This window comes from Streptomyces sp. NPDC001351 (assembly GCF_042896045.1).
Taxonomy (GTDB): Bacteria; Actinomycetota; Actinomycetes; order Streptomycetales; family Streptomycetaceae; genus Streptomyces.
The window spans coordinates 688,424-712,569 of the sequence record NZ_JBIAWS010000005.1 but is presented as its reverse complement, the minus strand read 5'-3'; the positions used below and the strand labels follow the sequence as shown (position 1 = coordinate 712,569).

At 72.2% G+C, this 24,146-nt stretch carries 27 protein-coding genes and 1 pseudogene; 10 read left to right on the top strand and 18 right to left on the bottom strand.

Annotated elements, in window-relative coordinates:
* Nucleotides 1–25: 25 nt before the first annotated feature.
* Nucleotides 26–1,384, bottom strand: a complete 1,359-nt coding sequence (locus ACFY1U_RS21955; RefSeq protein WP_390695795.1) for an 8-oxoguanine deaminase — start codon at nucleotides 1,382–1,384, stop codon at nucleotides 26–28.
* A gap of 118 nt (nucleotides 1,385–1,502) precedes the next feature.
* On the opposite strand from ACFY1U_RS21955, the gene ACFY1U_RS21950 reads away from it, so the two are divergent.
* The 4 genes from ACFY1U_RS21950 (at nucleotide 1,503) to ACFY1U_RS21935 (ending at nucleotide 5,031) form a co-directional block, all read left to right on the top strand.
* Nucleotides 1,503–2,471: an acetylxylan esterase gene (locus ACFY1U_RS21950; RefSeq protein WP_390695794.1), complete on the top strand. Its 969-nt coding sequence runs from the start codon at nucleotides 1,503–1,505 to the stop codon at nucleotides 2,469–2,471.
* 12 nt (nucleotides 2,472–2,483) lie between these two features.
* Complete coding sequence (locus ACFY1U_RS21945) at nucleotides 2,484–2,888, top strand: nuclear transport factor 2 family protein (protein ID WP_390695793.1); 405 nt, start codon at nucleotides 2,484–2,486, stop codon at nucleotides 2,886–2,888.
* 90 nt (nucleotides 2,889–2,978) lie between these two features.
* Nucleotides 2,979–4,145, top strand: coding sequence for a serine hydrolase domain-containing protein (locus ACFY1U_RS21940; RefSeq protein WP_390695792.1), 1,167 nt, complete (start codon nucleotides 2,979–2,981; stop codon nucleotides 4,143–4,145).
* 130 nt (nucleotides 4,146–4,275) lie between these two features.
* A complete protein-coding gene (locus tag ACFY1U_RS21935; RefSeq protein WP_390695791.1) occupies nucleotides 4,276–5,031 on the top strand; it encodes a GntR family transcriptional regulator in 756 nt (251 codons plus the stop codon).
* Here ACFY1U_RS21935 and ACFY1U_RS21930 read toward each other — a convergent pair.
* The 3 genes and pseudogenes from ACFY1U_RS21930 to ACFY1U_RS21920 form a co-directional block, all read right to left on the bottom strand.
* Nucleotides 5,001–5,141 (bottom strand): hypothetical protein, encoded by a 141-nt coding sequence (locus tag ACFY1U_RS21930; RefSeq protein WP_390695790.1) that lies wholly within the window; start codon nucleotides 5,139–5,141, stop codon nucleotides 5,001–5,003. The genes ACFY1U_RS21935 and ACFY1U_RS21930 overlap by 31 nt on opposite strands.
* Before the next feature lie 325 nt (nucleotides 5,142–5,466).
* A pseudogene (locus ACFY1U_RS21925) lies at nucleotides 5,467–5,544 on the bottom strand (hypothetical protein); the annotation flags it as partial.
* Nucleotides 5,545–5,761: 217 nt separating this feature from the next.
* A complete protein-coding gene (locus ACFY1U_RS21920) occupies nucleotides 5,762–6,664 on the bottom strand; it encodes an MEDS domain-containing protein (protein WP_390695789.1) in 903 nt (300 codons plus the stop codon).
* Between the two features lie 104 nt (nucleotides 6,665–6,768).
* Between ACFY1U_RS21920 and ACFY1U_RS21915 the strand changes: the two genes are divergently transcribed.
* A complete protein-coding gene (locus tag ACFY1U_RS21915) occupies nucleotides 6,769–8,832 on the top strand; it encodes an ATP-binding protein (protein ID WP_390695788.1) in 2,064 nt (687 codons plus the stop codon).
* A 28-nt stretch (nucleotides 8,833–8,860) separates the two neighbouring features.
* Here ACFY1U_RS21915 and ACFY1U_RS21910 read toward each other — a convergent pair whose 3' ends face one another.
* Nucleotides 8,861–9,586 (bottom strand): class I SAM-dependent methyltransferase, encoded by a 726-nt coding sequence (locus tag ACFY1U_RS21910; RefSeq protein WP_390695787.1) that lies wholly within the window; start codon nucleotides 9,584–9,586, stop codon nucleotides 8,861–8,863.
* A 95-nt stretch (nucleotides 9,587–9,681) separates the two neighbouring features.
* Here ACFY1U_RS21910 and ACFY1U_RS21905 point away from each other — a divergent pair, with 95 nt between their 5' ends.
* A complete protein-coding gene (locus ACFY1U_RS21905) occupies nucleotides 9,682–10,077 on the top strand; it encodes a nuclear transport factor 2 family protein (protein WP_389073421.1) in 396 nt (131 codons plus the stop codon).
* A 219-nt stretch (nucleotides 10,078–10,296) separates the two neighbouring features.
* On the opposite strand, the gene ACFY1U_RS21900 is transcribed toward ACFY1U_RS21905, so the two are convergent.
* The 10 genes from ACFY1U_RS21900 to ACFY1U_RS21855 form a co-directional block, all read right to left on the bottom strand.
* The gene (locus ACFY1U_RS21900) at nucleotides 10,297–10,962 is read right to left on the bottom strand and encodes a DUF402 domain-containing protein (protein ID WP_390695786.1); all 666 of its coding nucleotides are present in this window, start codon (nucleotides 10,960–10,962) and stop codon (nucleotides 10,297–10,299) included.
* Nucleotides 10,963–11,021: 59 nt separating this feature from the next.
* Nucleotides 11,022–12,461: an MFS transporter gene (locus ACFY1U_RS21895; protein WP_390695785.1), complete on the bottom strand. Its 1,440-nt coding sequence runs from the start codon at nucleotides 12,459–12,461 to the stop codon at nucleotides 11,022–11,024.
* 2 nt (nucleotides 12,462–12,463) lie between these two features.
* Entirely contained in the window at nucleotides 12,464–12,592 is a 129-nt protein-coding gene (locus tag ACFY1U_RS21890) for a hypothetical protein (RefSeq protein WP_390695784.1), read from the bottom strand.
* A gap of 49 nt (nucleotides 12,593–12,641) precedes the next feature.
* The gene (locus ACFY1U_RS21885; RefSeq protein WP_390695783.1) at nucleotides 12,642–13,898 is read right to left on the bottom strand and encodes an RNA polymerase sigma factor; all 1,257 of its coding nucleotides are present in this window, start codon (nucleotides 13,896–13,898) and stop codon (nucleotides 12,642–12,644) included.
* On the bottom strand, nucleotides 13,895–14,173 hold the full coding sequence (locus ACFY1U_RS21880) for a YciI family protein (protein ID WP_390695782.1): 279 nt from the start codon (nucleotides 14,171–14,173) through the stop codon (nucleotides 13,895–13,897). The genes ACFY1U_RS21885 and ACFY1U_RS21880 overlap by 4 nt, the downstream gene beginning before the upstream one ends.
* The gene (locus ACFY1U_RS21875) at nucleotides 14,170–14,913 is read right to left on the bottom strand and encodes an SgcJ/EcaC family oxidoreductase (RefSeq protein ID WP_390695781.1); all 744 of its coding nucleotides are present in this window, start codon (nucleotides 14,911–14,913) and stop codon (nucleotides 14,170–14,172) included. The genes ACFY1U_RS21880 and ACFY1U_RS21875 overlap by 4 nt, the downstream gene beginning before the upstream one ends.
* 95 nt (nucleotides 14,914–15,008) lie before the next feature.
* Complete coding sequence (locus tag ACFY1U_RS21870; RefSeq protein ID WP_390695780.1) at nucleotides 15,009–16,067, bottom strand: LLM class flavin-dependent oxidoreductase; 1,059 nt, start codon at nucleotides 16,065–16,067, stop codon at nucleotides 15,009–15,011.
* Entirely contained in the window at nucleotides 16,067–16,576 is a 510-nt protein-coding gene (locus ACFY1U_RS21865; RefSeq protein ID WP_390695779.1) for an SRPBCC family protein, read from the bottom strand. The genes ACFY1U_RS21870 and ACFY1U_RS21865 overlap by 1 nt, the downstream gene beginning before the upstream one ends.
* A gap of 104 nt (nucleotides 16,577–16,680) precedes the next feature.
* Nucleotides 16,681–17,181 (bottom strand): winged helix-turn-helix transcriptional regulator, encoded by a 501-nt coding sequence (locus ACFY1U_RS21860; RefSeq protein ID WP_390695778.1) that lies wholly within the window; start codon nucleotides 17,179–17,181, stop codon nucleotides 16,681–16,683.
* A 172-nt stretch (nucleotides 17,182–17,353) separates the two neighbouring features.
* The gene (locus ACFY1U_RS21855; protein WP_390695777.1) at nucleotides 17,354–18,274 is read right to left on the bottom strand and encodes a zinc-binding dehydrogenase; all 921 of its coding nucleotides are present in this window, start codon (nucleotides 18,272–18,274) and stop codon (nucleotides 17,354–17,356) included.
* A 436-nt stretch (nucleotides 18,275–18,710) separates the two neighbouring features.
* On the opposite strand from ACFY1U_RS21855, the gene rho reads away from it, so the two are divergent.
* Nucleotides 18,711–19,853: a transcription termination factor Rho gene (gene rho / locus ACFY1U_RS21850; RefSeq protein WP_390695776.1), complete on the top strand. Its 1,143-nt coding sequence runs from the start codon at nucleotides 18,711–18,713 to the stop codon at nucleotides 19,851–19,853.
* A gap of 103 nt (nucleotides 19,854–19,956) precedes the next feature.
* On the opposite strand, the gene ACFY1U_RS21845 is transcribed toward rho, so the two are convergent.
* Nucleotides 19,957–20,364, bottom strand: a complete 408-nt coding sequence (locus ACFY1U_RS21845) for a RidA family protein (protein WP_390695775.1) — start codon at nucleotides 20,362–20,364, stop codon at nucleotides 19,957–19,959.
* A gap of 137 nt (nucleotides 20,365–20,501) precedes the next feature.
* On the opposite strand from ACFY1U_RS21845, the gene ACFY1U_RS21840 reads away from it, so the two are divergent.
* Nucleotides 20,502–20,882: a winged helix-turn-helix transcriptional regulator gene (locus ACFY1U_RS21840; RefSeq protein ID WP_390695774.1), complete on the top strand. Its 381-nt coding sequence runs from the start codon at nucleotides 20,502–20,504 to the stop codon at nucleotides 20,880–20,882.
* Nucleotides 20,883–20,917: 35 nt separating this feature from the next.
* Here ACFY1U_RS21840 and ACFY1U_RS21835 read toward each other — a convergent pair whose 3' ends face one another.
* Complete coding sequence (locus tag ACFY1U_RS21835) at nucleotides 20,918–21,709, bottom strand: SDR family NAD(P)-dependent oxidoreductase (RefSeq protein ID WP_390695773.1); 792 nt, start codon at nucleotides 21,707–21,709, stop codon at nucleotides 20,918–20,920.
* 85 nt (nucleotides 21,710–21,794) lie between these two features.
* On the opposite strand from ACFY1U_RS21835, the gene ACFY1U_RS21830 reads away from it, so the two are divergent.
* Nucleotides 21,795–22,646, top strand: a complete 852-nt coding sequence (locus ACFY1U_RS21830) for a helix-turn-helix transcriptional regulator (protein WP_390695772.1) — start codon at nucleotides 21,795–21,797, stop codon at nucleotides 22,644–22,646.
* A gap of 104 nt (nucleotides 22,647–22,750) precedes the next feature.
* On the top strand, nucleotides 22,751–23,293 hold the full coding sequence (locus tag ACFY1U_RS21825; RefSeq protein ID WP_390695771.1) for a GNAT family N-acetyltransferase: 543 nt from the start codon (nucleotides 22,751–22,753) through the stop codon (nucleotides 23,291–23,293).
* Here the strand turns inward: ACFY1U_RS21825 and ACFY1U_RS21820 are convergent.
* Nucleotides 23,290–24,033 carry a VOC family protein gene (locus ACFY1U_RS21820; protein WP_390695770.1) on the bottom strand — a complete coding sequence of 248 codons (744 nt, stop codon included), beginning with the start codon at nucleotides 24,031–24,033 and terminating at the stop codon, nucleotides 23,290–23,292. The genes ACFY1U_RS21825 and ACFY1U_RS21820 overlap by 4 nt on opposite strands.
* Between the last annotated feature and the right edge of the window lie 113 nt (nucleotides 24,034–24,146).

Genomic DNA, 24,146 nt, shown 5'->3' with positions numbered 1-24,146 from the left:
CCGGCAGCCCACCGCGTGATCCCGGTTACGCCTCCTGCTGCATCCTGCGTGCGATCCGCCCGTGGTCCCGCAGCGCCTCCGTCAGCCCCGGCAGCACCGGCTCCCCCCGGTCGACGAGGACCCGGCCCCCGACCACCGTCGTCCAGGCACGGGCCGGTCCGCAGCGCAGCCACGCCTCGACGGGGTCGCTCAACGCGCCCGCGAGGGCGACCTCGTGGAGGTCCCAGACGACCAGGTCGGCGCAGGCGCCCGGGCGCAGATGGCCCAACTCGTCGGCGCGGCCGAGGCATTGGGCCGAGCCGCGGGTGGCGATGTCGAGGGCGTCGCGTGCGGTCATCGCGCCGGGTCCGCCGCGGTAGCGGCCCAGCAGCAGGGCACCCCGCGTCTCCATCCAGAGGGAGGCGTGGTCCGTGGAGGCGGAGCCGTCACAGCCGATGCCGACGGGCAGGCCGAGTTCGCGCATCTCCTTGACGCGTGCGGTGCCGCCGCCGATGAGCATGTTGGAACTGGGACAGTGCGCGACGCCCACGCCCGCCGCCGCGAGCCGGCCGAGCTCGTCGTCGTTGGGGTAGATGCAGTGGGCGACCCAGGTGCGGTCGCTCATCCAGCCGCAGTCCTCGAAGTACTCCACCGGCCGGCAGCCGTAGGTCTCCAGGCAGTAGGTGTCCTCGTCGTGGTCCTCGGCGAGGTGGGTGTGCAGGCGTACGTCGTGGCGTTCGGCGAGTTCGGCGGTCGCCGTCATGACCTCCTTGGTCACCGAGAACGGCGAGCAGGGCGCGAGCGCGACCCGGATCAGTGCGCCCGGCTTCGGGTCGTGATGGGCCTTGATCAGCCGCTCGCTGTCGGCGAGCACCTCGTCGACGGTCTGCGTGACACTCCTGGGCGGCAGTCCGCCGTCCTCGACGGAGCGGGTCATGGAGCCGCGGGTCGCGTGGAAGCGGAAGCCGATGTCGCGGGCGGCGCGGATCTCGGCGTCCACGAGGTGCGGGCGGGGGTGGACGTACAGGTGGTCGGAGGAGGTGGTGCAGCCGCCCATCAGCAGTTCGGCCATGCCGACGTACGCCGACACGTAGGCGGCCTCGTCGTCGAGGGCGGACCACAGCGGGTAGAGGGTCGTCAGCCAGTCGAAGAGGGTGCCGCCGACGGCGGGGGCGTAGGAGCGCGTGAGGTTCTGGTAGATGTGATGGTGCGTGTTGATCAGACCGGGGGTGACCAGCCGTCCGGCCGCGGAGACGGTCGTACGGGCCTCGGGCTCGGTCCCGGCCGTGCCCACGGCGGTGACCCGACCATTGCCGGCGGCCACCCAGCCGCCGGGGATCTCCCTCTCCCCGTCGACGACCAGCAGACCGGCGTCCTTGACCAGCAGATCCACGGCTGACGTCATGGCGCCCATCGTAGACAGGTACGGCCGGAAAGACCTGGCGAGTCGTCCGACGATCCACGTACGGTGTGATCATCCGCAGTGTCCCTTGGTGACTGTCCCTTCGCAAAGGTGGTCCTACATGGCCCTGTTCGACCTCCCCCTCGACGAGCTCCGCGACTACCGCAGCGAGTCCGTCGAGCCCGAGGACTTCGACGCGTTCTGGTCCAAGACCCTGCAGGAGGCCCGCGAGCACGACCTGGAGGCCCGTTTCGAACCGGTCGACACGGGCCTGACGACGGTCGACGTGTACGACGTGACGTTCGCGGGCTTCGGCGGGCACCCGGTGAAGGGCTGGCTGACGCTGCCCGCCGCGGCCGAGGAGCCGATACCGCTGGTCGTGGAGTTCATCGGCTACGGCGGGGGGCGCGGCCTGCCGCACGAGCATCTGCTGTGGGCGTCCACGGGCCGGGCGCACTTCGTGATGGACACGCGCGGGCAGGGCAGCGGTTGGGGCGGGGGCGGCGGCACCGCGGACCCGGTGGGCGGCGCGCCCGCCTACCCCGGTTTCATGACCCGCGGCATCGACGCGCCTGAGAACTACTACTACCGGCGGGTGTTCACGGACGCGGTGCGTGCCGTCGAGGCGGCCCGCTCGCACCCCCTGACCGACGCCTCCCGCACGGCCGCCCTCGGCGGCAGCCAGGGCGGCGGGATCACCATCGCGGTGGGCGGTCTGGTCCCGGACCTGGCCGCGATCGCGCCGGACGTGCCGTTCCTGTGCGACTACCCACGCGCGGCGACGGTGACGGACCGGCACCCGTACCGTGAGATCGGCCTGTTCCTCAAGACCCACCGCGGCCGCACCGCGGACGCCCTGCGCACCCTGTCCTACTTCGACGGCGTCCACTTCGCCTCCCGCGGTCGCGCCCCCGCCCTGTTCTCGGCGGCCCTGGAGGACCAGACCTGCCCGCCGTCCACCGTCTTCGCCGCCTTCAACGCCTGGGCGCACGACGACAAGGCGATCGAGGTGTACGACTTCAACGACCACGAGGGCGGTGGGCCCTTCCAGGAGGCGGCCAAGCTGAAGTGGCTGCGGTCGTACGTGTGAGGAGCGAGCGGTATGGACACGCGTGAGGCCGCCGAACGCTTCGTGCGCGTGTGGGAGCGGGCGTGGGCCGCGCACGACGTGGACGCACTGCTGGAGCTGTATGCCGAGGACTGCGTCCACCGCTCGATGCCGTTCCGCGAGCCGCACCGGGGGCGGGGCGAACTGGCCGGGTATCTGCGGTGGTCGTTCGCCCAGGAGCGGGTGACGGACGTGCGGTTCTCGCCGCCGGTGGTCGGCCAGGACGGGGTGGCGGTGGCCGAGTTCCGTGTCCTGGCCGAGGAGGGCGGGGTCGCCTCGGCCCTCGCGGGCTGTGTGTTCGTACGGTTCGACGGGTCGGGCCTGGCCGTCGAGACGCGGGACTACTGGCACACGGCCGACGGTCACCAGGAGCCCGCCGGGAAGCTGTTCCTCCTCTGACCTTCCCTCCAGTCCGACCAGTCGGTACGTTCAGGTTGCCCCGGGCCGCAGCGTCGCGGCCCGGGTTTCCGGCGGACGACGGAGGGACCCATGACGGAGCGCGCACCAGAGGTACAGGGTTACTGCGACGAGCGGTTCGCCGCCGTGCGGACGGCGCTCGAGGAGAACTTCCGGGAGCGGGCGGAGCTCGGCGCCGCGGTCGCCGTCACCGTCGACGGCACGACCGTCGTGGATCTGTGGGGCGGCTGGGCCGATGCGGCGCGCACGCGGCCCTGGGAGCGCGACACGCTGGTCAATGTGTGGTCGACGACCAAGGGCCCGGTCGCGCTGTGCGCGCACATCCTGGCCGACCGGGGGCTGCTGGACTTCGACGCGCCGGTGGCCGCGTACTGGCCCGAGTTCGCCGCGGCCGGCAAGGACAAGGTTCTCGTACGGCATCTGCTGTCGCACCGGGCGGGACTGTCCGGGCCGCGTGAGCCGCACTCGCTGGAGGAGCTGTACGACTGGGAGGTGACCACGCAGCGGCTCGCGGCAATGGAGCCCTGGTGGGAGCCGGGGACGCGGTCCGGGTACCACGCGTTCACCTACGGCTTCCTGGTCGGCGAGGTCGTGCGCCGCGTCTCGGGGCTGCTGCCGGGTGCCTTTCTGGAGCGCGAGGTGACCGGGCCGCTGGGGATCGACTTCACTGTCGGACTGCCGGAGAAGGAGGCCGGGCGGGTGGCCGAGCTGGTGCATCCGCCCGCCGCGTCGAGCAGCGAACAGGCGGCGATCTTCAGCCAGTTGGGGCCGGAGGCGCTCGCCGCGCTGGCCAATCCGCTGGTGGGCGCGGGCGAGGCAAACACGCCCGAGTGGCGGGCCGCCGAGATCCCGGCCGCGAACGGGCACGGAACGGCGCGGGCGGTCGCCGCGCTGTACGGGATCTTCGCGGGCCGGGGCTCCTACGACGGCCACCGCGTGCTGTCCGCGGAGGCGGTCGAGCGGGCGCGTGAGGGACAGGGCAGCTGCTTGGACCTGGTGCTCGGCGCGGGGCTCGGGCATGAGACGGAGATCGGTCTTGGCCTGTGGCTGAGCGGCGCGAACGGCTCGTACGGGCCGAACCCGCGGGCTTTCGGACATGACGGCTTCGGCGGTTCCTGCGGGCTCGCCGACCCGGAGGCGGGTGTGTCGGTGGGGTATGTGATGAACCGGATGGGGCCTCATATCGCGGACGACCCGAGGAAGATGGCGCTGGTCGAGGCCGTGTACCGGGCGCTGTGAACGGCGCTCGGCGCGGACCGGTTTCGGCCGAACCAGCGGGTCGGTCTTCCCTGGTGGTTTAGACCAATGCTAGATCTGGTGGCGCAATGAGCCCGCACGGCTACGTACCGTCACCAACAGGAGGCGCGGCATGGCCCGCACCACCCCGCACGACCCTCCCCTCGCCGAAGGCGGACACCGAGGGGACCCGCTGTACTGGCGCGTCGCGACACAGCTGCTCGGCGAGCTGCGCGACGGCACCGTCCCGCCGGGTGAACGGCTGCCGGGCGAGCGGCAGCTGGCCGGGCACTTCGGAGTCAGCAGGGAGACCGTCCGGCAGGCACTGGAGGTGCTGCGCCGGGACGGTCTGGTCGCCACCGACCGGCGGGGCAGCCACGCCACGCTGCCCGGCCTGCCGGTGGAGACGGCGTCCTCGCTGACCTTCCCGGTCGGCGCCCGGGTCGCGGACCCGTGTGCCGTCGACCGGGCCACGGTCACCTGGGAGACTCCGCCGCCCGAGCACGCCGAGGCCCTGGGGCTCGCCCCGCGCTCGCAGACGCTCGTGCACCGCTACGAGTCGGCCGGCGCCGACGGCCGCGGCCGCCGCACGGCCGTGACCTCGTTCTCCGCGGTGGCGCTCGCCGAGGTCGAGGAGCTGGCCCGCTACCGCGACCGCGCCGACGGCGCCGCCTCCGCCCAGCTGCGCCGCACCTACGACTGGATGCGCAGGGCGGGCCTGACCCTGCACCACCGGGACTCCATCACCCCGCTCGCGGACGCGCCCTCGGTGCGGGTCAGACGCCGCGTGCACGACCAGTATGCGCGGCCGTTGGAGATCACCGACCTGGTGGTGGACGCCCAACCGGACGCCCTGGTCTACGAGTTCACGCTGCCCGCCGCGGGGTGAGCGCGCTCCGGGCGCCGGAAGTACAGCAGTACGACGGAGCCCGAGGAGTCGAGGTCGTCGGCGACCAGGTCGCTCAACTGCCGTACCAGCCACATGCCGTGCCCGGTCATGGCGGCCGGCTCGGGCGGCAGATGACCGGGGAAGGGCGAGCGGGGCGTGCACCGGCGTCACCAGGTCGTACGTCCGCTGCTCGGTCAGGCCCAGGCGGCGGGCGTACACGGCGAGGGCGCGGCGGACTGCGGCGGTGCGGCCGCGGGTAAAGGGGATCCCTGCTGCCGCGACGGGCAGGCGGGCCGGGGCGTGCTCGTCGCACTCGGCGCAGAATTCGGCCGGGTCCGTGTAGTCGGCCGCCGTGCCGGGCTCGTGGGCGAGTTCGGGGTGGGTGCGGGCGACGCTGCGGACGATGTTCTCCGGCAGCGCCCGGGTGTCGTACGGGCACAGGAGCCGGTGGGCGGAGCCGGCGAAGGCGACGTTGACGAGCGATTCGTAGCGCATCCATTCCCCGGTCTCGAAGTCGGTGCGGCCCTCCCAGACCGGTTCGCCGACGACGCGGACCCTGCGGTGGGGCTGCTGCCGGGTGCATTAGGCGTGGTAGCGGCCCAGGGTGCGCGAGGGGTAGTCGTACCAGTCGCGGGCGTCGAAGCACTCGACGGGGCGCGGACGAAGGCGGCTTTGGTGTCGCTGAACTGGTCGTCCGACGCGTAGCGCGGTGCCTGGTGGACGAAGCCGGTCACGGTCCTTCTCCTTCCTGTCCTTCCGGCTCGATGTGCAGACCCGGGACCCGGTCCCAGCCGGTCACCCGCATCACCCGCTGGACGTGCGGGGCGACGCCGGACAGTTCGAGGGTGCCGCCCGCCGCGTACAGGGCGAGCGCCGTGAACACCAGCAGGCGCAGCGCGCCGACATCGATGAACCGCAGCTCGTGCAGGTCGAGATGGATGCGGGCGCCGTCCGCCGCGCGGGCCCGGGCGCGGGCCGTCTCCGAGTGCAGGGCGCGGGCGACGGCCGTGACGTTGGTGTCGTCGACCTCTCCGGCGAGGGCGAGGCCGGGGGGTGTGAAGGTGCGGGTGATGGCGAGGAGGTCGTCGCGCCACACGTCGTCGGCGCCGACGCGGCCGTGGTGCAGCCCGGCGAGCGGGGCGAGTTCCGTCTCGTCGAAGATGCGGCGGTCGTACTGGCATATGCCGAGGACCGGCAGCGAGGAGAACACGGGGTCGAGCAGCAGCTCGCTGTCGTGCAGTGTCCTGAGTTCCTTGCCGGCCTGGGCGCGCAGGATCTCCGTGCACACCCGCAGGCCGAGGAAGCCGTCGCCGACGGCACGGCGGGTCTCGCGGCGGATCACCTCGTCCAGGTCCCACAGCCCCTCGGGGCCGGCGAGATGCGGGTCGACGCGCAGCCGCCCGGCCGCCAGCTCCTCGTCGACCCGGCAGCCGTGCGCCTCCAGGAAGGACAGGGCGACGCCGGCGGGGATGTCGGCGGGCGGCAGCAGGAGGCCGCGCTGCCCGCTGGCCAGGCCGTCCAGCAGGAACGCGACGAGGACGGTCTCACGTTCCTCGTCCGTGTCGTAGCCGAGGAGCAGGTGGTCCCCCTGGCGCATCTGCCCCACGGTTTTCAGGGTGGGTGTGAGGGCCATCCCCGTACCTCCCTCGGTGGACGGACCGCTTCCACGCTACGCCGGAAGCAGCCCTGCCGTGAGGGGTTATCGTGTCCGCCATCGGTTCCGGGTGAGGGGGGACGATGGCGGCCTCTGTGCAGGGCGGCAGGATCGGCAACCTTCCCGCCGAGGCGAACACGTTCGTCGGCCGTCGGCTCGAACTCGCCGAAATATCGGGGCTGTTGGGGACCGAGCGGCTGGTGACGCTGACGGGGCCCGGGGGTGTGGGCAAGTCCCGTCTGGCGCTGCGGGCCGCGCACGCCGCGAAGGCCGGGTTCCCGGGCGGGGCATGGCTGGTGGAGCTGTCGGAGCTCAGGGACCCGGATCTGCTGACGAACACGGTGGCGCAGGCGACCCGGCTGACCGAGCAGACGCTGCGGCCACTGCTGCAGGCGGTGTCCGAACACCTCGCGGGGGCGGCCGTGCTGCTCGTACTCGACACCTGTGAGCATGTCCTGGACGAGTGCGCGCGGGTCGCGCAGGAACTGCTCGCGAGCGTTCCGGAGTTGCACGTTCTGGCCACCAGCCGGCAGCCGCTCGGCGTGCCGGGCGAGCATCTGCTGACGGTGGCGCCGCTGCCGCTCGGGGAACGCGACGACGCGGTGGCGCTGTTCACGGCCCGGGCGGCGGCCGCGGTGCCCTCGTTCGCGCTCACCGACGCCAACCGGCCGCATGTCGCCGCGGTCTGCGCCCGGCTCGACGGGATCCCGCTGGCGCTGGAGCTGGCCGCCGTACGGCTGCGGGGCTTCCCCCTGCACCGGCTGCTGGAGGGCCTGGACTCCCGCTTCGACCTGCTTGTCTCGCCCGCCCGGCCGCGTCTTGCCCGGCACCAGACGCTGCGCACCGCGATCGGCTGGAGCCATGAGCTGTGCACGCCGCTGGAGCGGCTGCTGTGGGCCCGGCTGTCGGTGTTCGCGGGCGGCTGGGACGTGGAGGCGGCCGAATTCGTGTGCCACGGCGGCCCCCTGGACGCGGAGGAGATCCTCGCCCTGCTCGCCTCGCTCACCGAGAAGTCCATCGTCACCCGGGACGGCGAGGGCGCGGCGGTGCGCTACCGGATGCTGGACACGGTCCGCTCGTTCGGCGCCGAGTGGCTGGCCGGGCTTGGCGAGGCGGAGGTGGTGCGCCGCCGCCACCGGGACTACTTCCGCTGGATCGCCCGCCAGGGCGAGGCGGAGTGGCTGGGGCCCGGCCAGCGGATGTGGGCCGAGCGGCTGACCGCGGAACACGCCAACCTGCGCCTGGCGATCGAGGAGTGCCTGACCGCGCGCGAGCCCGAGACCGCGCTCGAACTCACCGGCACACTCTGGTTCTTCTGGTTCGCCTGCGGGTTCGCCGAGGAGGGCCGCACCTATCTCGAGCGGGCGCTGCGCCACACCCCGGAGAGCGGCGGCCCCGAGCACACCCTGGCGGTCTGGGCACACCGGCTGGTCACCGTCGTCCCGGACGACCTGGAGGCGGCCGAGTCGGTGAGCGCCGCCTATGTGTGGCTGGCCGAGGAGCGCCGACTGCCGGTGCCCGCGCTGCCGTTGACCGGGGCGAGCCTGGCCGTGCGGGGCGAGTCGGCGCGGTCGGCGGTGTTGTACGGAAGTGTCCGGCAGGCGCCTGCCGGGGACGGTGGCGCCGAGTTCTTCCAGCTGCTGACGCTGGCCGTGCAGGCGTATCTGCTGGCGAGCCAGGCCGCTTTCGAGCGGTGCGCGGCGGTCGCGGAGCGGCTGCGCGCCGAGTGTGCCAAGCGCGGGGAGCTGTGGATGCGGGCCTGGGGCGACTTCTTCGTCTCGCTCGCCGGGATCGGTCTGGGCCATCCGGACGAGGCGGTACTCTCGGCGCGCGAGGCACTGACCGCCAAGTGGCGGGTGCACGACCGGATCGGCGCCGCCGCGGTCGCCGACCTGCTGGTGGTCGCGCAGGCCTCACGAGGCGAGGAGGAGCTCGCCGCCCGCCTCCTGGGCGTCAGCCGGCGCCTGTGGCACGCGGCGGGCCTGCCGCAGCTCGGCAGGCCCGACCTGACGGTCTTCCACCGCGAGTACGAGCGCAGGCTGCGCGCCTCGCTGGGGGACGTCCGGTTCGACGAAGCGGTGCGCGAGGGACGGGAGTTGGGGCCGGACGCGGCGATCGCACTGGCGCTGGGCGGCGTCGCGACGTGAACGGACTGTGCCCCCTCCCCCGCCCGGGTCAGGAACGGACGGCGACGACCATCCGCACGCGCGGGCTGCCGTCGCCGCGCCGTCCGAACTCCGGCAGCTCCTCCAGGCCCACGCGGAACCCGGCCCACTCCAGCTCCCGCCGCACGTCGCCGAGCCGGAAGGCCCGGTAGTACATGACGAACGGCGGCCGCCACAAGGCGTTGCGCACCCGCATGACCGCGTCGAACCCGAGCAGCATCCAGTACGCCGGAGAGGTGGGCCTCGGCGGGGCCAGGATAGGGAAGGCGAAGCTGCCGCCCGGCCGCAGCACGGAGTGGACCTGGGCGAACAGCCCCGGCAGTTCCTTGGGCAGGAAGTGCCCGAACGCCCCGAAGCTCACCACCAGATCGAAGGCGCCCGGAGCGAAGGGGAGGGCGCGGGCGTCTCCCCGCACCCAGGACACCGCCGGCCCGGCCGGCCGTACGCCCTGCCGGGCCACGGCGAGCATGCCCGCGCTGAAGTCGACCCCTGTGACGCTTCGCCGGCACACCCGCGCCAGCACGTCGACTCCCGCACCGGTGCCGCAGCACAGGTCCAGCCCCGCGTCGAAGGGGCCCCTCCGCGCCAGCGCCGAGGCGACGGCCTCGAGCACCGCGTCGGGGGTCCGGAAGGGGGTGTGGTCGAACTTCGGGGCGAGCAGGTCGTAGCCGTGCTCGACGGACGAGAGCGCCTGGACGGCGAGCTCGCGCAGACTGGGACCTTCGGGGCTGAACATCAGCGTCAGCTTAGGGGAACGGGCGCTGGACACGCCCTCCACAGCTGATTACTCTCATCAGCACCTACTCAACTAGTTCACTATGAGGTGATCGGATGCGTGCGTTCCGCGAGGCGGTCGAGGCCGGCGACATGGACGCCGTCGAGGCGCTGCTGGCGGAGGACGTCGTCTTCACCAGCCCGGTGGTGTTCAAGCCCTACCCGGGCAAGGCGATCACCGCGGCGATCCTGCGCGCGGTCTCGCAGGTCTTCGAGGACTTCCGCTACGAGCGCGAGCTCGCCGGGGCCGACGGCCGCGACCACGCGCTGGTGTTCGCGGCACGGGTGGGCGACCGTGAGCTGAGCGGCTGCGACTTCATCCACCTCGACGAGGCGGGCCTGATCGACGAACTGACCGTCATGGTGCGCCCGTTGTCCGCCGCGCAGGCCCTGGCCGCGGCCATGGGCGCACAGTTCGACCGGATCGAGAAGGAGGCGCAGGCGCGGGCCTGACGGCTCAGCCGGTCTTGATGAGCAGCGTGGGGTGGTTCGGTTCCTTTCTGAGGCGTTCAGCGCGAGGTTCGACGGCGCCTCAGGGCCGCAGTGGCACCCCTGGTGGTCTGGCTGCTGTCCGACGAGGCGTCGTACGTCAACGGCGCGGGGATCACGGTCGACGGCGGGTACGCGGCGCACGGCGGGGTGGAGGCGATCACGAACGCGCTCGACGCCTGGTCAGGGAAGGCCGACGGTCAGCGTGTCGGCGGGCAGCGGAGGCGCCGGCCAGTGGGGTTCGGAGCGCCAGTTCCGCCAGCCCGAGGCTGCGGCGAAGGGACCCGTTCTCTCCTCGACCATGGCCGTCGCTTCCTCGCGGGCCTTCTCTACCGCCCGGTGATCGATCTCGGTCACGACCCCCAGCCGGCGGCCGTGGGCGTACTCGTCCTCGTCCTTCCATCGCCACTGCGACAGGTCTGAGGCGATCACCAGGTCCAGGAGGAGGTCGAAGGTGTCGAAGCCGATCGCCATGCGGCGCATCGGCTGCTGGAAGTTGACGTACCAGTGCGTCAGCCGGTGGCCGTCGGACGGGTCGTAGAAGGCGTGCACACTGAACCAGACATCGGGTGGGACCCACTGGAGATGGGCGGTGCTCCGCCACGACCAGCGGTCGAGCTGCCAGTGCCCGTCGGCCAGGTTCGGCAGTGCCCGGGCCCGCGCGGCCTCGTCGCCCGTCAGCAGCCACTCGATCCAGGTCGTCGGCGCCAGCAGTTCCGCCCCGGGCCGCCCCCCGAGGACAAGCGCCTCCGGTCCGTCCTCGACGACGCGGAGGGCGTGTGCGCTCCACACCTTGGCGCGGAACACATCACGTCGAACTGCGGTCTCGCCCGGCCTCAGCGCCCCCATGCCCCACCTCCCCACTCCACAACGCCTCGCGTCGGTGCGAAGGTTCCGCCGCGAGATGATCACGAACGGACTCGGCGCCTCGGGGCTCCGGCTGCCGGCGTGGACTGCCTCTCGGGCCCGCGTGGCCTGCCCAGCAGTACCAGCGCGCAGCCCAGACCGGCCGCAGCAAGCGCGACGCATGCCGTGAACGCGGACCGGTACCCCTCGGTCAGGGCCGCGAGCCGTTCCGGCCCGTCGCTGTGGGAGAGGGCTACAGAGGTGACGACGGCGACCCCGAAGGCGCCGCCGATCTGGAAGGCGGCGGTGTTGATGCCGGAGGCCACCCCGGACTCCCGCTCCCCCACGCCGGTCAGTGCGGCGATGGAACCGGCCACCGCGCAGGCGCCCAGGCCCGGTCCGAAGAGCAGCAGGCCGGGCAGCAGGTCGCGGACGAAGGCGCCGTGCACCGGGACTCCCGCCAGCAGCAGGCTGCCCGCGCCGACCAGGGCCAGTCCGCCGACGGCGACCGGGCGGGCGCCGATGCGGGTGACCAGGGCCTGCCCGGCGTAGGAGCCGACGACGGCGCCGGCCGGCATCACCACGTTGGCGAGACCGAAGCGCAGCGGCGAGTAGCCGAGGACTCCCTGCCCGTACTGGGACAGCGTGTACGACATCCCGAAGGCGGCGGCTCCGAGCAGGAAGACGACCAGGTTGCCCCCGCTGACGGTCCGCGCACGCAGCAGGCGCAGGGGGACGAGAGGCGCCCTGGACCGGGCCTCGACACGGATGAAGAGCGCGGCGAGCAGCGCGGCCGCCGTCAGCAGCCCCGTCGTGCGCGCCGACAGCCATCCGGCGCGCGGCGCCTCGACGACCGCGTACACACAGGCGACGAGTGCGGCGGTGGCGGTGAGTGCGCCGGCCGGGTCGTAGGCGCGGGAGCGTGTCCCGGTGCGGCTCTCGCGCAACAGCAGCGGGCTCAGGGCCAGCAGGAGCAGTGCGACGGGCACGTTGAGGAAGAAGACCCACTCCCAGCCGAGTACGTCGGTGAGGGGTCCGCCGATCAGCAGGGCGGCGGTGGCACCGAAGCCGCCGCTGCCGGACCAGATGGCGAGCGCCTTGTTGCGGTCGTGCCCCTCCTCGAAGGTGTCCACCAGGAGGGAGAGCGCACTGGGTGCCATGACGGCGGCCGACACGCCCTGGACGGCGCGTGCAGCGATCAGGACTCCGGCGCTCCACGCGCATCCGCACAGCAGCGAGGACAGCCCGAACAGCAACGTTCCGGTCATGAAGACGCGTCGGCGGCCCAGCAGGTCGGCGGTGCGGCCGCCGAGGAGCAGCAGCCCGCCGAAGGTGAGCAGATAGGCGCTCATCACCCACTGGGCGCCGTCTGCGGACAGGCCGAGCCCGCGGGTGATCGACGGCAGGGCGAGCAGGACGATCTGCGCGTCGAGGATCACCATGAACCCGGCGACGCAGAGCAGGACGAGGGCGTACCAGCGGCGGGCGGTGTCAATGATCATGGTCAGCCTCGCAGCCGGAGGGCTGCCAGCCAGACGTCGGGCGTGCCGGGCGTGTCGGTGGTCGGGCGCGCCCGCAGCAGCGAGGCGAGGAGCCGGCGAAGCCTGCCGGGGCGGGGGTCGTGAGCGGTCATCGGGGCCTCCGGTGTCGTGGAGTTGTCTCACCCGACCGACGAAGGGCGCCTACGCGGATCGACACTCGGCGAGGCGCTTCTCCAGAAACCTCCGCTCGGCGTCGTTCTCCACCAGCTCCAGCGCCCGCTCGTACGCCTCGGCGGCTTTTGCTGTACGTCCGCTGCGGCGCAGCAGGTCGGCGCGGGTGGCGGGCAGCAGGTGGTAGCCGGTCAGCTCGCCTTCGTGTTCCAGTTCGGCGACCAGGGCGAGGCCCGCGTCGGGGCCCTCGGACATGCCGACGGCCACGGCCCGGTTGAGACGGACCACGGCGGAGGGCACGAAGCGGGCCAACTCGCCGTACAGTCCGGCGATATCGGCCCAGTCGGTGTCCTCGGCCGTGGCGGCGGTGGTGTGGCAGGCGGCGATGGCGGCCTGGATCTGGTAAGGGCCGGGGCTGCCGCGGCGCAGTGCCGTCTCCAGCAGGGTGGCGCCCTCGTCGATCTCGGCGCGGTCCCAGGCGCTGCGGTCCTGGTCCTCCAGGGTCACCAGCTCGCCGGCCGCGTCCACGCGCGTGTGCCTGCGCGCGTCGTGCAGCAGCAGAAGGGCGAGCAGGCCCAGCGTCTCGGGCTCGTCGGGCATCAGGCCGGCCAGCACGCGCGCGAGGCGGATCGCCTCCGCACACAGGTCCGTACGCACGAGGTCGCCGCCGGTCGTCGCCGCGTACCCCTCGTTGAACAGGAGGTAGAGCACACCGAGCACGCCCGTGGTGCGTTCGGGCAGGAGGTGCGCGGGCGGCACCCGGTACGGGATGCCGGCGTTGCGGATCTTCTTCTTGGCGCGCACCAGGCGCTGCGCCATGGTGGCCTCGGGGACCAGGAAGGCGCGGGCGATCTCCGGAGTGGTCAGCCCCGCGAGGGTGCGCAGGGTCAGGGCGACCCGCGCCTCGATGGCCAGCGCGGGATGGCAGCAGGTGAAGATCAGTCGCAACCGGTCGTCCTGGACACCGCTGTCCTCGCCGTCGTGGTCCGGGTCGTACGGTCCCTCGTCGCGCGCCAGCACTGCCACCTCCCGCAGTTTCGCCGCCCCCACCGCCTCCCGTCGCAGCACGTCGAGGGCACGGTTGCGGGCGGTCGTGGTCAGCCAGGCTCCGGGGCGGCGCGGCACTCCGTCGCGCCGCCACCGGTCCAGGGCCTGGGCGAAGGCGTCCTGCGCGCACTCCTCGGCGAGGTCCCAGTCGCCGGTCACCCGGATGAGGGTGGCGACGATCTGCCCCCACTCCTCGCGGAAGGCGGCGGCGACGGCCTCCTCGGCATCGGGCACGTTCACTCCCGTACCGGCCTCACCTCGACGGTGCCGCCGCCGAGGGCGGCGGAGTGCCGTGCGGCGAGGGCGATGGCCTCGTCGAGGTCGTCGGCCTCCACGAGGTCCACGCCCGCGATGTACTCCTCGGTGCGGGCGAACGGCCCGTCACCGAGGAGGACTTCGTCGCCCGCGACGCGCACGGTGGTGGCGTCGGCGGGCGGCCGCAGGCGGGCGGTGACCCGTATGGGGGCGGTCTCCTCCTCGTCCGCGGGGGCACAGACGAACAGCACGTACCTCACGGCCTGTCCTTCGCCAGGCGGGCGTCCGGGGCGGGCGAGACATGCTCGTGGGTGATCAGCCAGCGCAGGCCCGCGTTGCGGTAGCCGGTGGTCACGCGCCGCACGTCGTCCACGGGGGAGCCGTCCGTGCGGGTGGCGCGCGTCCGCACGAGGGCATGGGCGAACGCGATGCTCTCGTCGACATGGACGCGCAGTTCCAGGACCTCGCGGGTCACGGGCCCGGTGACGGCGGCGAACTCCTCCTCCACCGCCTTGCGGAAGGCGTCGAGGCCCTGCCGCTGCCCGCCGTCGGCGAGGTGGAAGATCTCGGCGTCGGGGGCGTAGCAGGCCAGGATCCGCTCCACGTCGCGCTCGCGGGCCGCCTCGGTCAGCTCGGCGTCGAGCCGACGGACCGACGTCTCCTCGTCCTCCTCGTCCCACATCGGCCAGAACGGGCGCACCTCCATCGCGCCGATGGTGGCCACCGGGTGCTTCGCGGCGGCCTCCACGGCCTCCTCCAGGCTGTCGCACTCCAGGACGTCGAATCCGGCGACGTACTCCTTCGTCTCCGCGAACGGGCCGTCGGTGCGCAGCACCTCACCATCGCGCACCCGCACGGTGACCGCCTCGGAGGGCAGGGCCAGCCGGTGGCCGTGCAGCCGGACGCTGCGGTCGCCGAGCTCCTCCACCCAGGGTTCGACGGGTGCCATCCCAGAGGCGTCGGCGGTGTCGTCGCCGCAGACGAGCAGCATGTACTTCATGGGTCCTCCCGGTCGTCATGAGCTTCCTACACCCCACCGACGAACGGGGGCCGCCGCAATCGACACCCCGGGCGAGAGCCGTCCCCTGGACGGGCTCATTCGGGGCCGTCGACCTCCCGCACGAGTTCGATCGCCCGGCCCAGGGTGGCGAGCCGGTCGTCCAGGGTCTGCCCGGCCGGATAGAGGCGTACGGTGTTCACGCCCGCGTCCCGCCACACCCGCAGCCGTGCGCGGACCATGGACTCGGTCCCGATCAGTGTCGTACCGAGCACCATCTCGTCGGTGACCAGGCCGGCCGCACCGTCCCGGTCGCCCGCCTGCCACCGCTCGCGTACCTCGGCGGCCGCCTCCGCCCAGCCCTGGCGGCTGTAGGCGTGGTTGTAGAAGTTGGTCGACGCCGAGCCCATGCCGCCGAGGCTGAAGGCCAGTTCCTTCTTGCGGCCCGCCACCATGGGGCCGAGTGCCTCCTCGTCGGGGGCGAAGGCGACCTCGGCGCCCTGGCAGACGTCCAGGTCGCTGCGGCTACGGCTGCCGACGGCCAGGCCTTCGTCGAGATGGGCGAAGTACGCCCCCGCAGCGCCCTCGGGCACGAAACTGGTACCGAGCCAGCCGTCGGCGATCTCGCCGGTCAGCCGCAGCATGGCCGGCGACAGGGCCGCGAGGTAGAGGGGGATGTCGTGCTCGGCCCGCGTCGACAGCCGCATGGGGACGGCGTCGCCGCCGGGCAGCGGGATGGTGAACTCCCGTCCGGAGTAGGAGAGTTTGCCGCCGTCGAGCACCCGGCGCACGATCTCCACGGTCTCCCGCACCCGGGACAGCGGCCGGGCGAACGGGACGCCGTGCAGCCCTTCCAGCACCTGCGGGCCGGATGCCCCGAGGCCCAGCAGGAACCGTCCACCGGAGAGGTTGGACAGGGTGATCGCGGTCTGTGCGACGGCGACCGGGGTGCGGGTGCCCACCTGTATGACGCCGGATCCCAGCAGCATCCGGTCGGTGCGGGCCGCGTAGTAGCCGAGGGCGGAGGGCGCGTCGGAGCCCCATGCCTCGGCCACCCAGCAGATGCCGAGGCCGAGCTTCTCGGCCTCGACGACGAAGTCGGCCTGCTGTGACCAGTGTTCACCGCCGGAGGCCTCGATCGTGGTCGCGGTGCGCATCAGTGGGCCTCCGCCAGCTTCTTGATGTGCGCGAGGGTGGCGGTCATGTTGTGCTCGAACTCCCGCATGCGCACGAACACGATCTTCTGCTCCTTCTCCGGCATCCGGTCGATCGCGACGGACAGGCCGGAGCGGCCGGGTCCCAGCTGCATCCACTGCGAGAGCTCGGTGCCGCCGCCTCCCGCGTGCAGCCGGAAGCGCCAGATCGCGGAGGGCTCGGCGGGGTCCTGCACCGCCCAGGCGAAGATGCGTTCCGGCTCGTACTCGATGACGTGCGAGGTGGTGGCCCACTCGCCGAACGCCGGGTGTTTGCTGCGGCCGAGGAAGCGGGCGCCGACCGCCGGCCCGGTGGCGCCGTCGAGCCATTCGGCCGACTGGAGTTCCTCGCTCAGGCTGGGCATCAGCCCGATGTCGGTGACCAGCGCCCACACGCGCTCCGGCGGGGCACCGATCCAGGTCCGGACCTCGACGGTGGGTTTGTCCGTGTAGTGCGCGCCGGTCCACTTCACACCGGTCAGCCTCCTCGCCATTAAGGGCCTGACCACCAGAGTTGCTTTATAGAACTTGCGATGTCAAGAGGGACGGGGGTGCTCCCCTGGAACCGCGGGCGCCGTCAGGCCGCGCCGAACCGGCGCTGGATGTCGGGCCGTTGCCGCAGCCGTTCGGGATAGCCGGGGCCCATCCGCATGGAGGTGTCCGCGGCTCGCAGGGGCTTCCGGCACTCGGCGCAGACCACCTCGGCCTCGGTGTCGTGGCCGCATGCGTCGTGGTGGAAGACGACAGGGGCGCCCGGCTCCTCAGCCAGCCAGCGGTCGCCCCACCGGGACATCGCGGCGAGTACGCCGAAGAAGTCCCGTCCCTTTTCGGTCAACACGTAGTCGTGCCGCACGGGTTCGTCCTGGTAGGGCCGCTTGTCGAGCAGCCCTTCGTCCACGAGGAGGCGCAGCCGGTCGGCCAGCGTGTTGCGGGCGATGCCCAGCCCCTTCTGGAACTCGTCGAAACGGCGGATCCCGTAGAAGGCCTCGCGCAGCACGAGGGGTGTCCACGCGTCACCCACCAGGTCCATGGTTCTGGCTATCGAGCACGGCCAGTTCGAGAACGACGTCCGCTTCATGCACTCACGATAGCCAGTCTCACGATGAGACCCACGCGTTCAGCCTTCAACTTCATCCCTTTCCTTAAGCATTGACGGCGTTCTGCAGCTGCTGCCGCAGAAACAGAAATAGGTCAGTGAAGGGCCATCGGGAGTTCGTACGGCTGGTACTCGGGCCGAGGGCGGACGGACCTCACTCGATGTCGAGGATCGCCTTCCCGCGCAGACTGCGGCTGCCGAGCGCCTCCACGGCGTGCGCGATCTTGTCCCAGGGGCCGCGCCAGCCCACCGGCACGCGCAGCTTCCCGGCGGCGACCAGGGTCAGCAGCCGCGCCAACTGGTCCTGGCGGTCGGTGAGTCCGCCGCCGTTGTAGACCGACACGATCGCCTTGGGCGCCGGGCTGCCCAGCGTCGACCCGACGGGCAGCACGGCCTCCCGCCCCGACGCCCAGCCGATGCTCTGCACGCTGCCCCCCGATGCCAACAGACCGTAGGCGGCGGTCAGTTGGTCACCGCCCACGGTGTCGATGACCACGTCGAGCGACCCGGTCACCTCACCGACCCCGCCCACCACCTCGTCCGCCCCGAGTTCGGCGACCCACCGCCGCCCGTCCTCGGACCCGGCCACCGCGACGACCTGCGCCCCGCCGAGCCGCGCGAGCTGTACCGCGAACCCGCCCACCCCGCCGGAGGCCCCGGTCACCAGCACCCGGCGGCCCAGCAGCGCCCCCGCCTGGTCGAGCGCCCGCAACGCGGTGCCCGCGGCGACCGGCAGCGCGGCCGCCTCGCCGAGGTCGACACCGTCCGGAACGGCGGCGACATCGGCCACGTCCATGGCCCGCAGCGCGCCGAAGCCGCCGCCCTCCGCGAAGCCCACGACCCGGGTGCCCGGCGCCGGCCCGGTGCCGTCCGCCGCGGCGGCCACGACGACGCCCGCCGCATCGAAGCCGATCACCTCACCCGGCGCCGCCTGCTGCGCGAACCACAGCTCGGCCGCGTTCAGAGAGGTGTGCCGGACCTCGACGAGCACCTGGCCCGGCGCGGGCCGCGGATCAGGGGCCTCTCCCAGGCGCAGCCGTCCGGGTGCCGCGGGGTCAACGATCAGTGCGCGCATGACTTGCCCTTCTCATCGTCGGACACTCGTCCCACGCCAACTGTGACCGATGAGGACTTCTTCCCGCGTGCGCCGGGCGGCAGCCGACCGCATCTCGTCGAGTTGCGCCGGATGCGCGGAATAAGCGAGGCCGTCGGTGCGTTGACCGATGCAGAGGAGTGGTTTGGCGCCGTACATGCTGTGGTACGGTCCTGACAGCACTTGTGTACGCCCCCCTTGAGGGCGCCGGTGCCAGTTCCTCTTCAGTTCGCCGTATCGCCCGCCGTTCCCGGCCGGCGCACCGGCTTTCCAGCACCGCCTCGCGACCGGCACGGCCGTGCCGTACCCGAGGTGCTGTTCCTGCCGCCGAAGGCGCTTGGTCCGCCTCCGTTCCGCGGCATCCCACCCCTTCCTTCCGCATGTCTCATGCCATCCGTCCTCGAAAGGACCGACCACCATGACCACCACTCTCGAACACTCCCCTGTCAAGCAGGAGCCCACGACCCAGGCAGCCACCGGTGTCCTCGACATCGACGCGGGCGGCAAGGGGCACCTGCGCGCCGTGAGCCTGCTGGCCTCGCCCTCCGACGTCTCGGTCTCCCCCGCGCTGATCCGCCGTCACGGCCTGCGCAAGGGCGACCTCGTCGAAGGCGTACGCGACGGCCGGCGCGCCCTCACCGAGGTCGTACAGGTCGACGGGCGCACGCCCGACGAACTGCGCGGCCGCCGCCACTTCCGCGACCTCACACCGCTGCACCCGCACGACCGGCTGCGCCTGGAACACCCGGCGGCCGGCCTCACCGGGCGGGTCGCCGACCTGATCGCCCCCGTCGGCAAGGGCCAGCGCGGCCTGCTCGTGGCCCCGCCCAAGACCGGCAAGACCGTGCTGCTGCAGCAGATCGCGGCCGCCGTCGCCGGCAACCACCCCGAGTGCCGCCTGATGGTGGTACTGCTCGACGAGCGCTCCGAGGAAGTCACCGACATGCGGCGCTCCGTGCGCGGCGAGGTGTACGCCTCGACCTTCGACCGGCCGGCCAAGCAGCACATCGCCCTGGCCGAACTCGTCATCGAGCGGGCCAAGCGGCTCGTCGAGGCCGGCGAGGACGTCGTCATCCTGCTGGACTCGCTGACCCGGCTGTGCCGGGCGCACAACAACGCGGCCGCCGCCGGTGGCCGCACCCTGACCGGCGGAGTCGACGCGACCGCGCTGCTCGGGCCCAAGCGGTTCTTCGGCGCCGCCCGGCTGGCCGAGGAGGGCGGCTCGCTCACGATCCTCGCCACCGCGCTGGTCGAGACCGGCTCCCGTGCCGACGACTACTTCTTCGAGGAGCTCAAGAGCACCGGCAACATGGAGCTCCGCCTCAGCCGCAAGCTCGCCGCCCGCCGCGTGTTCCCGGCCGTCGACATCATCCCGTCCGGCACCCGCCGCGAGGAACTCCTGCTGCCCGCGGCCGAGTTGACCGCCGTACACGGCCTGCGCCGCGTCCTGCAGTCCCGCGACGGCCAGGCCGGCCTGGAAACCCTTCTGGAGCGCATGCGGGACACCCCCGACAACGCGACGTTCCTGCGCCGCATCCAGCCGACCCTGCCGGCGGACTGACCCGGCCCCAGGAGACGACGAAGGGCAGCTTGCCGGGTGCGGTCCGGGCTGCGTGCCGGAGCCATCCCAAGAGGCAACTCCTTCGGCGCTCAGGGCTCCATGATCAGTCGAGGACCGCGGTGGCTTCGATCTCGACCAGATGCTCGGGGACGTCCAGCGCCGCCACGCCGATCAGCGTGGTCGGCGGCACCGGAGTGACTCCCAGCTTCACGGCCGCCCGGGAGACCCCCTCCAGGAGCGGGGACATCTTGTCGGCAGTCCAGTCGACGACGTAGAAGGTCAGCTTCGCCACGTCGTCGAAGGATCCGCCGGCCCCGGCCAGCGCGGCGGCGATGTTGAGGTAGCACTGCTCGACCTGCCCGGCGAGGTCGCCCTCACCGACCGTGGTCCCGTCGGCGTCCCAGGCGACCTGCCCGGCGATGAAGACCAGCTTCGAACCGGAGGCGATCGCCACCTGCCGGTAGACGTCGATCTCCGGCAGTCCGGCTGGGTTCTTCAGGGTGATGGCCATGGTGTCCGTCTCCTTGCGCCGGGCTCCTTCGAGCCCGTGTTCCTCAGACCAGCTGTGGTCTCTTGTGGTTACTCAGGAACCGTAGGAGAGTGTGCGTTGACATGGAAGAACGCACTTTTCAGTGACTGGGGAACCAGATGGTGACCAAGCAGCTCAGCGGCTCGCCAGAGGATGCAGACCTGCGCCGTGCCGACTCCCTGGCGCGGGAGATCTTCTCCGACGTCGCCAACAAGTGGGCACTGTTGATCATCGAAGCGCTGGGGGACGGCACCCTGCGCTTCAGCGAGCTGCGCGGCCGGGTCGAGGGCATCAGCCACAAGATGCTCACCCAGAACCTGCGCATGCTGGAGCGGAACGGCCTGGCCGAACGAACCGTCCACCCCACCGTCCCGCCCCGCGTCGAGTACACCCTCACCGAGGCGGGCCACGGACTGCGGGCGACGGTCGACGGGATGTGCACATGGACCTACCGGTACTTCGAGCACATCGAGTCCGCGCGGCGGCAATTCGGAGCCTGACCGTCGGTGGACGCGGCGCGGGTGAAGCCGCTGTTTCAGGCTCCGGCGCCGCCGTCGACCGGCAGGATCGCCCCGGTCACATACGAGGCACGGTCGCTCAGCAGCCACGCGGCCGCTTCGGCGATCTGCCGGGGTTCGGCCATCCGGCCGAGCGGGATGCTCGCGGTGATCTGCTCGACGATGCCCGGAGTGGCCGCTTCCCAGGTGTCGATCATCTGGGTGGAGGTGCCGCCCGGGGTGATGGCGTTGACCCGGACACGGTCACCGGCCCAGTTGACCGCCGCGGTCTCGGTGAGGCTGTTGAGCGCGCGCTTCATGGCCCCGTAGGCGGGCAGCGCGGGGTTCGCGCGGCGGCTGCCGATGCTCGAGGTGTTGACGATCGCCCCGCCGCCGCCTCGTCGCATGAGGGCGGCCTCGGCGGTCATGGCGGTCCAGTGCGCGCGGAAGTTGATGGCGAACTGCTCGTCGATGTCCTCGTCGCTGGTGGTGTCGGCCGGGCCGGGCTGCTGCTGGGGGACGGCGCCGTTGTTGAAGGCGCCGTCCAGCCGGCCGTGCAGCTTCTCCACGTGGTCGACGGCGGCGCGGATGCTCGCCCGGTCGGCGAGATCCAGGGGGACGGCGTCAGCGGCGCCGCCATGGGCGCGGATGTCGGCGACGAGCGCGTCGAGGGCGCCGGTGCTGCGGGCGGCGAGCACGACGGCGGCGCCCTCGGAGGCGAAGAGCCGGGCCGCGGCCGCCCCGATGCCGCGGCTGGCGCCGGTGATGAGCACAACCTTGCCGGTGAGCAGGCCCATGGTGGCGATGTCAGTGTCAGTGGTGTTCGTCATGACAGCAGCGTCAGCCCCGCTGCCGGCCGGATACAGGCACAGCCAGTACCAGGATCCGCCGCCGCGCCGCGGGCACACTTGCCGTATGGACAAGCAGGAGCTCGGAGCGTTCCTCCGCAGCCGCCGCGAGCGGCTCAAGCCGCAGGACGTGGGTCTTCCCGCCGGGGCGCGACGCCGGACACCGGGTCTGCGCCGCGAGGAGGCCGCGGTCCTCGCACACATCTCCACCGAGTACTACATCCGGCTCGAGCAGGGCCGGGCGCCCAGGCCGTCCGCCGAGGTCCTCGGCGGGATCGCGGGAGCGCTGCGGCTGACCGACGCCGAGACCGACCACCTTCACCTCCTCGCGGGGACCGCGCCGCCCCGTGCCCGGCTGCACCGGCGCGACGTCCGCCCGAGCATCCTCGCGCTCCTCGAGCGGCTGCCGCAGACGGCGGGCTTCGTGATATCCGCCGCGTTCGAGGTGCTCGCGTGGAACGACCTCGCGGCCGCGCTCATGGAGGACTTCGCCTCACTCGCCGAAGAGGAGCGCAATCTCGCACGCCGGGCATTCCTCGGACCGACGTCCGCCGATGCGCCGTTGTACGGGATCTCCGACGCCGCCGAGTTCCGCCACCACGTGGTCATGCAGCTCCGCGCCGCCCTCGCCCGCTATCCGGCGGATCCCGCAGTGACCGGCCTCGTCGACGAACTCCGCACCGGCAGCACCGACTTCGCCCGGCTGTGGGAACGGCACGACGTGCATGCCGCGCCGACGCTCACCAAGACCTTCCGCCACCCGGCTGTCGGCGAGATCACCGTCGACTGCGACGCGCTCACCCTCACCGACCGCGACCAGCACCTCGTGCTCTACAGTGCGCCGCCCGGTTCCCCCGGCGCCGACGCTCTGGCTCTGCTGAACGTCCTCGGCGCCGAGGCGGGTGGCTACCGGCGCTAGTGTCGACCGCCGGTCCGCTACGGCGTCAACACGCGGCTCCAACCCGGTAGTTGAGGACTTTTATTGGTTTGCCGCCGGCCGGCCAGGTCGGATAGGAAGCTTGCGTGCTTAGAGGCAGCAAGGTCGGGCTCAGGGCCCGGCACGAGGACGACATCCCGATACTCCGGGCCGAGCTCTACGACGACGTGGTCAACTCCTCTCGGTCCGACAGCGCGCCGTGGCGGCCGATCGCGCCGGGCTCCAAGGACCCGCGGCTGATCGTGGACGACACGAAGGAGGGGAGCGTCAAGTTCTCCGTGGTGGCGCTGGAGGGCGACAGCCTGGTCGGCACCGCGTCGCTGTGGGGCATCGACAACCACAACCGGTCCGCGCACATCGGGCTGGGCCTGCGGCCGTCCTGCCGCGGCAAGGGTTACGGCAGCGACGTGGTCGCGGTGCTGTGCCACTACGGCTTCGTCGTGCTCGGCCTGCAGCGGCTGCAGATCGAGACGCTGTCGGACAACACGGCGATGCTGCGCTCCGCCGAGCGCAACGGCTTCGTCCGCGAGGGCGTCCTGCGCTCCTCGGCCTGGGTGATGGGCGAGTTCCTGGACGAGGTGCTGCTCGGGCTCCTCGCCAAGGACTGGAAGCCCGACGCCACGAGCTAGACCGCGGGGGCGAGGACGCAGAACTCGTGGCCCTCCGGGTCGGTCAGACACGTCCAGGGGACGTCGCCCTGGCCGACGTCGAGGTCGGTGGCGCCGAGGGCCCGCAGCCGGGCCACCTCCGCTGCCTTGTCGTCGCCGGGGTGGGGCAGCAGGTCGAGATGGACGCGGTCCGGCACGGTTTTCACGTCGGGCGTGCGGAGGAACTCGAGATACGGGCCGACACCCGCGGCGGAGCGCAGCGACGCATGATCGTCGCTCACCTCGTGCAGCGTCCAGTCCAGCGCCTCGTCCCAGAACCGGGCCATGGCCCGCGGATCCGCGCAGTCGACCACCACCGCGGCGATCGGCCCGGTGTCGCGGTAGATCTCCCGGGGCTCCAGCACGCAGAACTCGTTGCCCTCCGGGTCGGCGAGAACCGTCCAGGGCACCTGGCCCTGGCCCACGTGGACAGGCGTCGCACCGAGAGCCGTCAGGCGCGCGATCAGCTCCGCCTGATGGGCCGCGGAGGCGGTGGCGAGGTCGAGGTGTACACGGTTCTTCGTCGTCGTCTTGGGTTCCGGGACAGGAACGACGTCGATGCCGACAGCGGTCGGGTGCGGCCAGACGAGGCCGCCGGACGGTCCGACGTAGGTGGTCACGCCGGGGCTGTAGGCATGCCAGCCGAGCGCCTCCGCCCAGAACCGGCCGACCGCCGGGGCGTCGACCGCCTTGATGATCACGTGTACAGGTCGCAGGGCCATGCCGACGATCTTAGGTACCCGCTGCCACCTCAGGAGAACTGTCCACTCGACGGAAAAACCTGGACGGCGATGTCGAGAACCCGCGTCCGGCTCCGTCCCCGGGGTGAACGCGA